Raw genomic sequence first — 13,146 nt, 5'->3', positions numbered from 1 at the left:
CGGCCATCAGCGCCGGCAGCGTCGCGAGCCCACGTTACCGGTCCGAGCCGGTCACGATCACGTGCTCGGCCTTCTACGCCGCTCGCCTGCCGGGGAAACACCTGCACTGAACCGACTCGTGCCCACGAGAATCGACACGGTTTCCTTCACGGGACGCTCCGGCCGCCGCTACGAGTTTCGCCTTTACGTCTGGGCGACCCGGTTCAAGCCGATCCCCGCCGTCTACGTGGTCACCGAGCGCTCGGTGGAGCCGAACACGAGCCCGACCTACCGCCCGGTGTTCGTCGGCAGCACGTCCGACATGTCGCGCATCTTCGATGGGCACCCGCATCAAGACTGCTTCGACCTCTACTACGCGAACACGATCGCGGTGCTGCAGGAGGCGGACGCGGCGGCACGTGCGCGGATCGAAGAGGACCTGGCCGGCGCGCTCGCGCCGCCGTGCAACTCGGGCGCGGAGATATGACGGCCGAGGACATCGTCATCGAGCACGACGAGCGCGGGAGTCGCTTCGTGGCGCGCGTCGCGGGCGGCGAAGCGTACCTGACCTACGTGCGCCTCGGTCCGCGCACCCTCGACTACTACAGCACGTTCGTGCCGGAGTCGCTGCGGGGACGGGGCATCGCGTCGGCGCTCGTCCGCCATGCGCTCGCCTATGCAAAGGATCGGCGCCTGAAGATCGTCCCTACGTGCCCGTTCGTCGCACACGTCGTGCAGCAGGATCGATCGTTCGACGATCTCGTCGTTGTGGATAAGTCGGTGGAAAAGGGCCGATCGCCAACGGGTTAGCGCAGTCGATTTCAGTTATTGCTCATGAGGCCCGAATAGTCATTCACTTGTCGTTCAATGCGTTACGGACGAAATCTCGTGCTTCTCATACGATCCTCCGCTTAATTGTAGGATTCAAGGCCCGGGCACGCGGCCTGTGGACAGCCGCCGGAAGCCGGCGGGCTAAACTTGCCCTCCCCGTCCACCAACCAGCCGACGCTAGCCTTGCCCTCCCGGTCCACCGATCAGCCGAGCCCCTAACCTTGCTCTCCCCGTCGACCGATCATCACCCAGACCCCGTGACGTCCGCCGGTCGCCCAGGACGCCCGTCCGCAGAAGGCGCGGCCGCCGGCCTGCCGCGGCGCCTCGCCGCGCTGGTCTACGACCTGATGCTGCTCGCGGGGCTGCTGTTCGTGTTCACGCTCGCCGTGTTCGTGCTGCGCGGCGGCCGGGGCGTCGCGCCCGGCACGCTCTGGTTCCAATCGAGCCTGGGCGCCGTCGCGATGCTTTTTTTCACGTGGTTCTGGACGCACGGCGGGCAGACGCTCGGCATGCGGGCGTGGCGGTTGCGCGTCGTCGATGCCGCGGGCGGGCCGCTCGGCTGGGGCAAGGCGCTCGGCCGCTTCTTCGCGGCGCTGCTCTCGGCCCTTCCGGCCGGGCTCGGTTTCTGGTGGGCCGCGATCGACCCTGACAAGCTCTGCTGGCACGACCGCCTCTCGGGCACGAAGGTCGTGCGCACGGCCGCCGGCGCACGGTGAGGCGGGTCAGCGCATGCGCGCGAACGCGACGACCGTTACCGCGAGCAGGACGGCGCTCGGCGCCCAGGCGACGATGCGCGGATCGAGATCGAACACCTCGCCGCTGTTCGCGAGCATCTGCGTGCCGACGTAGAACGAGAGGCCGATCACGAGGCCTACGAGCAGGCGGCCGGTCTTTCCGGCCGAGCGCAGCCCGCCGAGCACGAACGGCAGGGCGAGCACCGTCATCAGCAGAACCGAGACGACGTTCGCCATTCGCGACCAGTACGCGATCTGATAGCTGGTGGCGTCGAGATCGTTCTCCTCGAGGTAGCGGATGTAGCGGCGCAGCGCAGGCGTGTCGAGGAGGTCCTCGCGCACGGCCGAGAGACCGAGGAGGTCCGGGCTCACATCGTAGCGGCGTTCCGCGACCCGCTGGCGGTCGACGATTACGCGCCCGTCGAGGAAGCGGGTCTCCTCGTAGTTCGCGAGCAGCCACTCGCCGCCGGAACCGAGCACCGCCGAGTCGGCGCGCGCGACCCGCTCGAGCCGCTGGCCCTCCCCGAGCTCGTACAGGTACAGGCCGCCGAAATCGATCTGCCCCTGCCGACGTCGCAGGTTGAAGATCAGGTCGCCGCTCTTCAGCCACGTCGACTGCCCCGCCTCGACGAGATCCTCGTTCAGCGCCCGAGTGCGCATCTCGCGCGCGTACGCACCGAGCGACGGCGCGAGCGATTCGCCAAGCAGCACCATCGCGACGAGGAGCGCCAGCCCCGCAACGGAGACGGACGCGAGAAGCTGGAGCGTCGATACGCCGCTCGCGCGCATCACGACGAGCTCGCGATGCACGGCCAGATTGCCGAGCGAGAGCAGCGCGCCGATCAGCGCCGCCGGGGGCAGTATCTCGAATATCGTGCGCGGCAAGCGCAGCGCGACGTATGCGAGCGCGTCGCCGAACCCGTAGTCGTTCGTCCCGACGTCGTCGAGCTGCCCGACGAGCTCGACGAACCCCGCGACGGCAACGAGCACGGAGAGCGTGAGCGCGACGCCGCGCAGCACGTCCAGCGCGATGTAGCGGGTCAGGAGGCGCATCAGGAGGCCGCCTCCGCCGGCTCGATCCGCGGCGCGCGCGCGAACCAGCCGGACTCCCGCCCGAGCAGCAGAATCCCGAGGAGCGCGGCCGCCGCGTGCACCCACCACATGCCGATCCACTCGGGCACGTAGCCCCGCTCCACCCACACGCGCGCAATCGACAGGCTGTTCGCGTAGATGATGTACAAGAGCAGCCCTGCGCCGATCCGGGAGTAGCGGCCTTCCCGCGGAGACGAGCGGCTGAGCGGAACCGCGAGCAGCGCGAGCACGAGCAGCGACAGCGGCGAGGAGATGCGCCACTGAAGCTCGGCCGCATCCGCCGGGTCGCGGGACCCGAGCAGCGCCGCCGTCGGACGGGTCTCCACGGGCACGACGTATTCCTCGTCCTCGTCGGCGCGGATAGGGATGCCGTGCTCGCCGAAATGGACGATCGAGAAGGTCTTGCTTCCCGGAACGCCTTCGTAGCGGGTGCCGTCGAAGAGCACGAACGACATCGTCCCGGTGGCGGCGTCGTGCACACGCTTGCCCCGCTCGGCCAGGATCACCGCCACGCGGCCGCCGACGTGCCGCTGGACGAACACATCGTACAGCTCGTCGCCCTTCACCTCGCGCGCGTACACGACGGTGTCGCCGGAATCGGGCGTCGCGAACTTCCCGGCCTCGATCGCGGAGATCTGCAGGGACTCCCGCGCCTGCAGCTTGATCTGCTCGATCCGTGCGCTCGCGGCCGGCGTCTGCACGAGAGCGAACCAGCTGATCACGCCGGCGAGCGTCACGGCCAGCAGCGCTATGGGCCGAAGAAGCCGCGACGGGCCGATCCCGCAAGCCGAAAGGGCCGCCATCTCCGAATCGCGGCTGAGCCGGGCGAGCGCGAGCAGCACGCCCAGGAACAAGCCGATCGGAGCGAGCATCGTCAGATAGCGTAAGGACGTGAGGCCGAGCACGGAGAAGACCGCTTCTCTCGGCAGCTCGTCGGCGGCGGCCTCGCCGAGGATCTCGGCGAACTGGTTGCTCATCAGAATGACGAACAGCACCGAGACCACGACCAGCAGCGCCGCGACGCACTCGCGTAGAACGTAGCGGCTGACGAGGCTCACTGAGGGTCGGTTTCCAGTCGTTTCGGCGGTCGAGTACACTAGCCCGCGCTGCCGACGCGGGCAATAACACGATAATACAGACCGCGCCGCGGCGGGTGTGCAGCATTCCTCAGCGGCGCGGAACGGAATCGGACGATCGTCTCGCGCCTTTGCGAGTCCCAACCTTGGAAGGAGCAGCGAATGGATTTCTCGGTCAGAAGCGGCGAGCCTGCAAGCCAACGAACGGGCTGCGCGGTCCTGCCGATCTTCGAGGAAGGGCTCCGCGGGGCCGCGAAGGAGATCGATGCCGCCGCGGGAGGAGCGATCAAGCGCCTCGTGCGCGCGGGAGATGCGTCGAGCAAGCCGGGCAGCACGTTGCTCGTGCCGCAAGCGCCGGGCGGCGCCGCGGACCGGTGGCTCCTCGTCGGATGCGGCAAGGCCGCGCAGCTCGACATGAAGCGCCTCGCATCCGCGCTCGGCGCGGCAATGACCGCGTTGAAGGACAAGGGCGTGAAGGAGGCCGTGAGCTACCTCGCTTGGGGCACCGATCTCGATCCTTACTATGCGGCGCGCGTCACCGTCGAGACCGTCCGAAGCGCGGCGTACCGCTTCGACGAGCTGAAAAGCGACGAACGGTCGGGCAGCAAGCTGCGGCGCTTCGGCATCGCGGCCGACGGCGACGCTGTTCGTGAGTCGCGCCGCGGGATCGCCCATGGCACGGCGATCGCGAACGGCATGGACCTCGCGCGCAATCTCGGCAATCGGCCGCCGAACGTCTGCACGCCGTCGCACCTCGCGGCTGCGGCGGAGGAGCTCGCCGCCGGACGCGAGAAGCTCGACGTCGAGATTCTCACCGAGCGCGAGATCGAGAAGCTCGGCATGGGCGCGTTCCTCTCGGTCACGCGGGGGGCGGAGGAGCCGCCGCGCCTGATCGTGCTGCGCTACCGAGGGGCCGGCAAGTCGCCGCCCGTCGCGCTTTGCGGAAAGGGCATCACGTTCGATACCGGCGGCATTTCGCTGAAGCCGCCGGCGAAGATGGACGAGATGAAGTTCGACATGTGCGGGGCGGCGGGCGTCCTCGGCACGATGGCGGCGCTCGGTGAGCTCGAGCCCGAAATCAACGCCGTCGCCGTCATTCCCGCATGCGAGAACATGCCCGGCGGCCGCGCCACGCGGCCGGGTGACATCGTGAAGAGCATGTCCGGCAAGACGATCGAGATATTGAACACGGACGCCGAGGGCAGGCTGATCCTGGGCGACGCGCTGACCTACGCGAAGCGCTTCGACCCGCGCTGCATTCTCGACGTCGCGACGCTCACCGGCGCGTGCGTCGTGGCGCTCGGGCACCTGCACACGGGCCTCTTCACGAAGGACGACGCGCTCGCCGAAGCGCTCCTCGCGGCATCCGCTCGCTCGCTCGACACGGTCTGGCGGATGCCGCTGGACGACGAGTATGGAGACTCGCTGAAGACGAACTTCGCGGACATCGCGAACTCGGGGAGCCGGGACGGGGGCGCGAGCGTCGCCGCGGCGTTCCTCGCGAAATTCGTCGATGCGACGCCGTGGGCGCATCTCGACATCGCCGGCGTCGCCTGGCGGGGCGAGTCGAGCAAGGGGGCCACCGGCCGTCCGGTGCCGCTCCTCGTCGATTTCCTGTTGAATCTCGGGCCCGCGTGACCGAAATCGACTTCTACATCCTCGGCGGAGATTCCATCGAGGCCCGTCTCGTGCTCGCCTGCCGTATCGCCGAGAAGGCCGTGCAGCGCGAATGCGGCGTGCTGATCCGCCCGGGATCGGCCGCCGAGGCGCGGCAGCTCGACGAGCTGCTGTGGACCTTTTCACAGGGCAGCTTCCTGCCGCATCGTATGGCGAGCGCGGCCGGTCCCTCCCCGATCGAGCCGGTCCTGATCGATGACGGGCCGGGCCCGGTCGGCGAGCGCTGGGACCTGCTGATCAACCTTGCAGGCGACGTGCCGGAGTACTTCAGCCGCTACGCGCGGATGGCGGAAGTCGTCGACGCCGACGCCGATCGGCGCGCGCGCGGGCGGGAGCGTTATCGTTACTATCGTGATCGAGGCTATAGCTTGAAGACTCATCGGGTTTGATGCGATGGGCGCGCCGTCCGACGCGATCCCCGTCCTCACCGACGTGGTGCCCGAGCCGGGCGGCGCGGAGCGCGCGTCCTACCCGACGGCGGACGACGTGCTCGTCGCAGAGCTGCAGACGAAGCTCGCGGCCGAAGCGTTCGCGCTGACGGACGAGGTCATCCGCAAGGCGCTCGCCGAGCTCGAGGCGAGCCTGCTCGAGCAGGTGTCGCTGCGGCTGCGCGAGGCGCTGCCGGAGCTGATCGACACGATCCTGCGGGATCACCTGACCAGCGGCGACGATATGGACATGAAGGAGCGCGGAAGCACGGGCAGCGGGTGAGAACGATCGAAAACGAAAAATGGTGTCGACGAGAAATGGTGTCTGACACCTTTTCCGTCGACACCTTTTCCGTCGCGGCGGACCGCGAGTGAGGACCATCGAGGGACCGACAGTGAGCAAGGGATATCGCCCGGCCGAGGTCGAGGTCGACGCCGGGCACTACGAACGCTGGGAACGCGAGGGCTATTTCGCGCCGTCGGGCGACGGCGCGCCGTACTCGATCGTCATTCCGCCGCCGAACGTGACCGGCACGCTGCACATGGGCCACGCGTTCCAGCACACGATCATGGACGCGCTCACCCGTTATCACCGCATGCTCGGCCGGCGCACGCTCTGGCAGCCCGGCACCGATCATGCCGGCATCGCCACGCAGATGGTCGTCGAGCGCCTCCTCGCGGCGGAGGGCACGTCGCGGCGCGAGATCGGCCGTGAGCGATTCGTCGCGCGCGTATGGCAATGGAAGGAGCGCTCGGGCGGCGTGATCTCGAAGCAGATGCGCCGGCTCGGCGCGTCCGTCGACTGGTCGCGCGACCGGTTCACGATGGATCCGGAGATGTCGCGCGCGGTCGTCGAGGTGTTCGTACGCCTCTACGACGAAGGCTTGATCTACCGCGGCAAGCGGCTCGTGAACTGGGACCCGGTGCTGCGGACCGCCGTGTCCGATCTCGAGGTCCTCGGCGCAGAGGAGAAAGGGAAGCTCTGGCGGTTCCGGTATCCCTTGGCCGACGGCGACGGCCATGTCGTCGTCGCCACCACGCGGCCCGAGACGATGCTCGGCGACACGGCCGTCGCGGTTCACCCCGGCGACGAGCGCTACCGTGCGCTCGTCGGGCGGAAGGTGCGCCTGCCGCTGGCCGACCGGCTCATTCCGATCGTCGCCGACGAGTATGTCGACCCCGAGTTCGGCACGGGCTGCGTGAAGATCACGCCGGCCCACGACTTCAACGATTACGAGATCGGGCAGCGGCACGGCCTGCCCATGATCAACGTCCTCGACGAGAGCGCAGCGCTGAACGACGAGGCGCCGCCCGCGTATCGGGGGCTCGACCGTTTCGTCGCCCGCGAGCGGATCGTCGAGGACATGCGCGCGCTCGGCCTTCTCGACGGCATCGACGAGCACGTGTCGACGATCCCGCGCGGCGATCGCAGCGGGGCCATCGTCGAGCCGTTCCTCACCGATCAGTGGTACGTCCGAGTGCAGCCGCTCGCGGAGCCCGCGATCGAAGCCGTGGAGCAAGGGCGCGTCCGCTTCGTCCCCGACAACTGGTCGAAGATTTATTTCGGATGGATGCGCAACATTCAGGACTGGTGCATCTCGCGGCAGCTGTGGTGGGGCCACCGCATCCCGGCGTGGTACGACGAGGCGGGCAACGTCTACGTGGGGCGCGACGAGGCGGAGGTCCGCGCGAAGCACGCGCTCGCACCCGACCTCCCGCTCAGGCAAGACGAGGACGTGCTCGACACGTGGTTCTCGTCGGCGCTCTGGCCGTTCACCACGCTCGGATGGCCGGAGCGCACGCCCGCTCTCGCGGCGTTCTACCCGACGAACGTGCTCGTCACCGGCTTCGACATCATCTTCTTCTGGGTCGCCCGGATGATCATGATGGGACTGAAGTTCGCCGGCGACGTGCCGTTCCGGGAGGTCTACATCCACGGCCTCGTGCGCGATCAGGAAGGCCAGAAGATGTCGAAGTCGAAAGGGAACATCCTCGACCCGCTCGACTTGATCGACGGCATCGATCTCGAGGGCCTGCTCGCGAAGCGCACGGAAGGCCTGATGCAGACGCACCTGAAGGCGAGGATCGAGAAGACGACCCGCAAGGAGTTCCCGAACGGCATCCCGGCCTTCGGCGCGGACGCGCTGCGCTATACGTTCGCGTCGCTCGCCACCACCGGACGCGACATACGCTTCGACCTGGGCCGCGTCGACGGCTTCCACCGCTTCTGCAACAAGCTGTGGAACGCTTCCGCCTACGTCTTCATGCAGCTCGATCGCACGCCGGCCGCCTCCTCCGCGAGCGCAGCCGTGACGCCCGCGGCGACGATCGCCGAGCGCTGGATCCGATCCCGGCTCGGCCGCACCGTCCGCGCCGTTCACGAAGGCTTCGCCGGCTACCGCCTCGACCTCGCCGCACAGGCGCTCTACGACTTCGCATGGCACGAGTTCTGCGACTGGTACGTCGAGCTCACGAAGCCGATCCTGCAATCGCCGGAGGCGGACTCGGCCGCGGCGGCAGCGGCGCGCGCGGCGCTCGCCGACACGCTCGGCGCGTTGCTGAAGCTCCTGCACCCGCTGATCCCCTTCGTGACGGAAGAGCTCTGGCTCGAGCTCTGCAAGCGCACCGGGACGCCGAGCAAGACCATCATGCTCGAGCCGCTGCCCGACGACGGAGCGCTGCCGCCCGACGAGGAGGCGGAGCAGGAGATCGAATGGCTGCAGCGATTGGTGGTCGGCATCCGGCAGATTCGCGGCGAGATGAGCATCGCGCCGTCGCGCCCGCTCGCGGTGAAGCTCGCCGGCGCGTCGAAGCTCGATCTCGAGCGCGTCGAGCGGCATCGGGGCTCGCTCGAGCGGCTTGCCGTCCTCGCCGAGATCGCGCCCGTGGAATCGGCGGCCGCGGTTCCGGGAGCCGCCACGGCCCTCGCCGGCGACATGCAGCTCCTCGTGCCGCTCGCCGGCATCATCGACCTCGACGCGGAGCGGGAGCGGCTCGGCAAGCAGCTCGCACGCGCAGCTTCGGACCTCGAGAAATCCTTGCGCAAGCTCGACAATGCAAGCTTCGTCGCGAACGCGCCGAGCGACGTCGTCGCGAAGGAGCGCGAGCGCGTCGACGAGCTGAAGCAGCGGACCGAGCGCCTCCGCGCTCAGATCGAGCGGCTCCGGGAGATCGGTTGAGCCCGGCCGGCTGCGGCCTCCCGCGGCGATTTGCGGATTGAGTCACATTTGCCCGGAATCCGGGTGGCCGGGGACGCGCCCGATCGGCGAACATTGAGACGATGGTCACGCCTTCACTCCGCGCCGCCCGCACCGACTCCGACGCCGCGTCGCTGATCGAGCCGGTGATCGCGGCGCTCGAGCGCATCATCGTCGGGAAATCCCGGCAGCTTCGGCTGTCCGTCGCGTGCCTTCTCGCGCGCGGGCACCTGCTGATCGACGACCTGCCCGGCGTCGGCAAGACGACCCTCGCGCACGCGCTCGCGAAGGCGCTCGGCCTGAAGTATCAGCGCGTGCAGTTCACGAGCGATCTGCTGCCCGCCGACGTCATCGGCGTGTCGATCTTCAATCGCGAGACCGGGCGCTTCGAGTTCCACCCGGGGCCGCTCTTCTCGCAGCTCGTGCTCGCCGACGAGATCAACCGCGCCACGCCGAAGGCGCAGAGCGCGCTGCTCGAGGCGATGGAGGAGCGCCAGGTCACGGCCGACGGCGACACGTACCCGCTGCCGTCGCCGTTCTTCGTGATCGGCACGCGCAACCCCTCTCACCAGATCGGCACGTTCCCGCTGCCCGAGTCACAGCTCGACCGGTTCCTGATGCAGATCGAGCTCGGTTACCCCGCACCCGACGAGGAGCGGCAGCTCCTCGCGGGCGGCGAGCGGCGCGCGCTCGTCGAGGAGCTCGAGCCCGTGCTCTCCGTCGACGCGCTGCTGCGGCTCCAGGAGCTCGTGCCGAAAGTGCATCTCGCCGAGCCGATCCTCGACTACGTCCAGGCGCTGATCGGGTACACCCGCACCTCGGGCGAGTTCGTCGCGGGCCTTTCGCCGCGCGCGGGCATCGCCCTCGTCCGCGCCTCCCAGGCTTGGGCGCTCATGCACGGGCACGCCGGAGTGCACCCCGAGGACGTGCAGGCGGTCTTCCCGGGGATCGTCGCGCACCGCCTCGAGGCGGCTTCCGGCGGCGCGCTCGACCCCGATGGCCCGCTCGGCGCAGCGATACTCGCGGCCGTCCCGATCCCCTGACGACCGGGCGCGGGGAGCGGGGCGCGCGGCCGCGGGCTCGGGCGGCCCGGCAGCGCGGCTGGGCAGCCGATCGGCGCAACCGGGCGGCCGGACGGCGCAACCGGGCGGCCGGGCGGCTCGGCTTCCCGGCGCGGCGGCCGCACGCGCCTCCGAGCGGCTCTCCGCGTGGTTTCGCCGCAGGCAAGGCGCCGATCCGGCGGCCTTCGTGCTCGATCGGCGCCGGATTTACATCTTGCCGACCCGCTACGGCCTCGCATTCGCGGGCCTGCTTCTCGCGATGCTCCTCGGCTCGATGAACTACGGTGCGAGCCTCGGCTTCGCGCTCACGTTCCTCCTCGCCGGCCTCGGCCTCGCGGCGCTGCATCACTGTCACGACAACCTGCTCGGGATCGAGGTACGCCTTGCGGGGGCCGCGCCGGTCTTCGCCGGCCAGGATGCGTGCTTCCGGATCGCGTTGACGGGCTCCGCATCCGTCACGCGCTACGAGATCGAGATCGCCGCCGGCGGAAGAGAAGCGGGACCCGTGGACGTGGCGCCCGGACGCACCGCGGTCCTGCCCCTGCGGGTGGCGACGGAACGCCGCGGACGAGTGCGGCTGCCGCGGTTCTCGGTCGCGACGCGCCACCCGGCGAATTTGTGCCGCGCATGGACGTTCGTGCACATGCAGGCGCATTGCGTCGTCTACCCCGCCCCGGCGCCGCCCGGGATGCCGGCGCCGCGCGGCGTCGACGACGCCGGCGGCAAGCGCGCCGTCGATCACTCCGACGCGGACTTCGCCGGCCTGCGCAACGCCGTGCCGGGGGATCCGCCGAGGCGCATCGCCTGGAAGGCCTATGCGCGAAGCGAGCAGCTGCTTCTGAAGCAGTTCGCGGGCGGCGAGCGGCGTGCGGAGCTTTTCGATTGGAACGCGCTGCCGCGGCTGGACACGGAGCGCCGACTCTCGCAGCTCGCGCGCTGGTGCCTCGACGCGGCCGCGAGCGGGGAGAGCTTCGGCCTCAAGCTGCCGTCGGAAACGGTTCCGCTCGGCAGCGGCGAGCAGCATCTGCACCGCTGCCTCACGGCGCTCGCGCTGTTCGGCGCGCCGGAAACGCACGGAGCGCGCGCATGAACGCGCCCGGCGCGTCGCGGACACGAGGGCGGCTGATCTGGTCCGCCGCCGTGATCGTCGGCGCGAGCCTTCCGCATTGGCTCGTGCTGCCGCCCTGGATGCCGCTGCTCCTTTGCGCGTGCGTCATCTGGCGCCTCGAAGGCGAGCGCCGGCGCTGGCCGATGCCGGGGCGAGGCCTGCGCATCCTGCTCGCGTTCCTCGCGCTCGCGGTCGTGCTGACGCGCTATCGCACCGTGAACGGCGTCGAGGCCGGCAGCGCGCTGCTGGTCGTCATGGTCGCGCTGAAATTCCTCGAGGCGAGCACGCACCGCGATCAGCTCGTGCTGATGATCATCGCGTACTTCCTCGTGTTCGCGAGCCTTCTCACGCAGCAGAGCCTGCTGATCGGCGCGTATCTCGTGGCTTTCGTCTTCGTCACGACCGCGGGCCTGCTCCAGCTCGCCCGTCGCGGATCGCTGCGACCGGCAGGCGCCACCTGCGCGCTCGCCGCACGGATGCTGCTGCAGGCGCTGCCGGTGATGCTGGTGCTGTTCGTCCTCTTCCCGCGCCTCTCGGGCCCGCTGTGGGCGCTGCCGACGAACCCGCAGCGCGGCACGACCGGCCTCGACGACCGGCTGAGCCCCGGGGACCTCACCGCGCTCGGCGAGTCCGACGAGGTCGCGTTTCGCGTGGAGTTCTTCGGTGCCCGCCCCTCCCCCGAGGAGCTCTACTGGCGAGGACCGGTGCTCTCGAGCTTCGACGGACGAACCTGGTCGCGCGCGTGGACGGGCCGCGGCGCCCGCCCGGGGGCCGTCGCGTACCTCGGCGAGCCCACGGAATATCGCGTGATGCTCGAGCCGAACGGCCGAGGGTGGACGTTCGCGCTCGACATGCCGCGCGAGTGGTCCGGCGTCGACCGAATGATCATGACGCGCGATTTTCAGCTGCTCGTGCCGTTCGGGCGCGAGATCGGCTCGCGGCTCGACTATCGCGTCGTCTCGCATACGCGCTACCGCACGCTGGAGCCGCTCGGCGCCGGCGAGCGGCTCCGGCTGACGCGGTTGCCGGAAGGGTCGAACCCGCGGACGCGCGCGCTCGTCCGCGGCTGGCTCGCTCGCGGCATGGGGCCGGAGAGCATCGTCGCCGAGGCGCTGCGCTTCTTTCGCGAGCAGCCGTTCCGCTACACGCTGACCCCGCCCGCGCTCGGCGAGCACACGGCCGACGAGTTCCTGTTCGAGACGCGCGCGGGCTTCTGCGAGCACTATGCGTCGGCGTTCGTCGTGATGATGCGCGCCGCGGGCATCCCGGCGCGGGTCGTGACCGGTTACCAAGGCGGCGAGCTGAACGCGTTCGGCGAGTACTACGTCGTGCGTCAGTCCGACGCGCACGCTTGGGCCGAGGTGTGGCTCGCCGACCGCGGGTGGACGCGCGTGGACCCGACCGCGGCCGTCGCGCCGGAGCGGATCGAGCTCGGCGCGGCCGGCAGCGTGCTCGGCGGCGAAATCGGGCGCCGCGGCTTCGGCATGCTGCGCACGGCGCGCCAGGCGTGGGACGCCGTGAACACCTACTGGTACGGCTGGGTCGTCGGCTACGGCAACACCGCGCAGCGGCTCCTGCTCGAGCGGCTGGGCTTCGAATGGGCGACGCCGGCCGTATTGACCGCGGCGGCCGCGGCCGGAATCGCGCTCATCCTCGCGCTCTTCTCCGCCTGCCGCGCGTTCACCGAGCGCCGGCGAAAGCGCCTCGATCCGGCCGCGCGCTGGTTCGCGATCCTTTGCCGGCGGCTCGCCCGGCGAGGCGTGGCGCCGATCGCCGCCGGCGAAGGGCCGGCCGCGTACGCCGCCCGCGCCGAGCAGGCGCTCCCGGCCGCGGCCCCGGCGATCCGCACGGCCGTCGCGGCTTATCTCCGGGCACGCTACGAGCCGGATGCCGACGGCCGCGCGCTCGAGCGGCTCGAGCGTCTCGTGAAGGCGTTCCGGCCCGCCTGAGTCCGAATCGCGGT

12 protein-coding genes are annotated in these 13,146 nt (G+C 69.9%); 10 read left to right on the top strand and 2 right to left on the bottom strand.

The genetic code is table 11. The features are described 5' to 3' along the window. The first annotated feature begins 118 nt into the window (after nucleotides 1-118). From VF329_03900 to VF329_03890, 3 genes are all read left to right on the top strand, one after another. Nucleotides 119-466, top strand: coding sequence for a hypothetical protein (locus tag VF329_03900; GenBank protein HEX7080135.1), 348 nt, complete (start codon nucleotides 119-121; stop codon nucleotides 464-466). Beyond that, entirely contained in the window at nucleotides 463-789 is a 327-nt protein-coding gene (locus tag VF329_03895; protein HEX7080134.1) for a GNAT family N-acetyltransferase, read from the top strand. The genes VF329_03900 and VF329_03895 overlap by 4 nt, the downstream gene beginning before the upstream one ends. 278 nt (nucleotides 790-1,067) lie before the next feature. Further along, nucleotides 1,068-1,526, top strand: coding sequence for an RDD family protein (locus VF329_03890; GenBank protein HEX7080133.1), 459 nt, complete (start codon nucleotides 1,068-1,070; stop codon nucleotides 1,524-1,526). Nucleotides 1,527-1,532: 6 nt separating this feature from the next. Here VF329_03890 and lptG read toward each other — a convergent pair whose 3' ends face one another. Beyond that, complete coding sequence (gene lptG / locus VF329_03885) at nucleotides 1,533-2,597, bottom strand: LPS export ABC transporter permease LptG (protein HEX7080132.1); 1,065 nt, start codon at nucleotides 2,595-2,597, stop codon at nucleotides 1,533-1,535. Continuing rightward, entirely contained in the window at nucleotides 2,597-3,694 is a 1,098-nt protein-coding gene (gene lptF / locus VF329_03880; GenBank protein ID HEX7080131.1) for an LPS export ABC transporter permease LptF, read from the bottom strand. Before lptF ends, lptG begins: the two co-directional genes overlap by 1 nt. 180 nt (nucleotides 3,695-3,874) lie before the next feature. Between lptF and VF329_03875 the strand changes: the two genes are divergently transcribed. The 7 genes from VF329_03875 to VF329_03845 all read left to right on the top strand — a co-directional run bounded on the left by VF329_03875 (nucleotide 3,875) and on the right by VF329_03845 (nucleotide 13,132). Next, nucleotides 3,875-5,350 (top strand): leucyl aminopeptidase, encoded by a 1,476-nt coding sequence (locus tag VF329_03875; GenBank protein ID HEX7080130.1) that lies wholly within the window; start codon nucleotides 3,875-3,877, stop codon nucleotides 5,348-5,350. Next, nucleotides 5,347-5,778, top strand: coding sequence for a DNA polymerase III subunit chi (locus VF329_03870; GenBank protein ID HEX7080129.1), 432 nt, complete (start codon nucleotides 5,347-5,349; stop codon nucleotides 5,776-5,778). Before VF329_03875 ends, VF329_03870 begins: the two co-directional genes overlap by 4 nt. Before the next feature lie 4 nt (nucleotides 5,779-5,782). After that, nucleotides 5,783-6,100 (top strand): hypothetical protein, encoded by a 318-nt coding sequence (locus VF329_03865; GenBank protein HEX7080128.1) that lies wholly within the window; start codon nucleotides 5,783-5,785, stop codon nucleotides 6,098-6,100. Between the two features lie 112 nt (nucleotides 6,101-6,212). Beyond that, on the top strand, nucleotides 6,213-8,996 hold the full coding sequence (locus VF329_03860; protein ID HEX7080127.1) for a valine--tRNA ligase: 2,784 nt from the start codon (nucleotides 6,213-6,215) through the stop codon (nucleotides 8,994-8,996). Nucleotides 8,997-9,097: 101 nt separating this feature from the next. Further along, a complete protein-coding gene (locus VF329_03855; GenBank protein ID HEX7080126.1) occupies nucleotides 9,098-10,057 on the top strand; it encodes a MoxR family ATPase in 960 nt (319 codons plus the stop codon). 205 nt (nucleotides 10,058-10,262) lie between these two features. Then, nucleotides 10,263-11,165: a DUF58 domain-containing protein gene (locus VF329_03850; GenBank protein HEX7080125.1), complete on the top strand. Its 903-nt coding sequence runs from the start codon at nucleotides 10,263-10,265 to the stop codon at nucleotides 11,163-11,165. Continuing rightward, complete coding sequence (locus VF329_03845) at nucleotides 11,162-13,132, top strand: DUF3488 and transglutaminase-like domain-containing protein (protein ID HEX7080124.1); 1,971 nt, start codon at nucleotides 11,162-11,164, stop codon at nucleotides 13,130-13,132. The genes VF329_03850 and VF329_03845 overlap by 4 nt, the downstream gene beginning before the upstream one ends. The last annotated feature ends 14 nt before the right edge of the window (nucleotides 13,133-13,146 follow it).

Source organism: Gammaproteobacteria bacterium (assembly GCA_036381015.1).
Classification (GTDB): domain Bacteria; phylum Pseudomonadota; class Gammaproteobacteria; order Steroidobacterales; family Rariloculaceae; genus ZC4RG20.
This window is presented reverse-complemented; position numbering and strand designations above follow the sequence as displayed.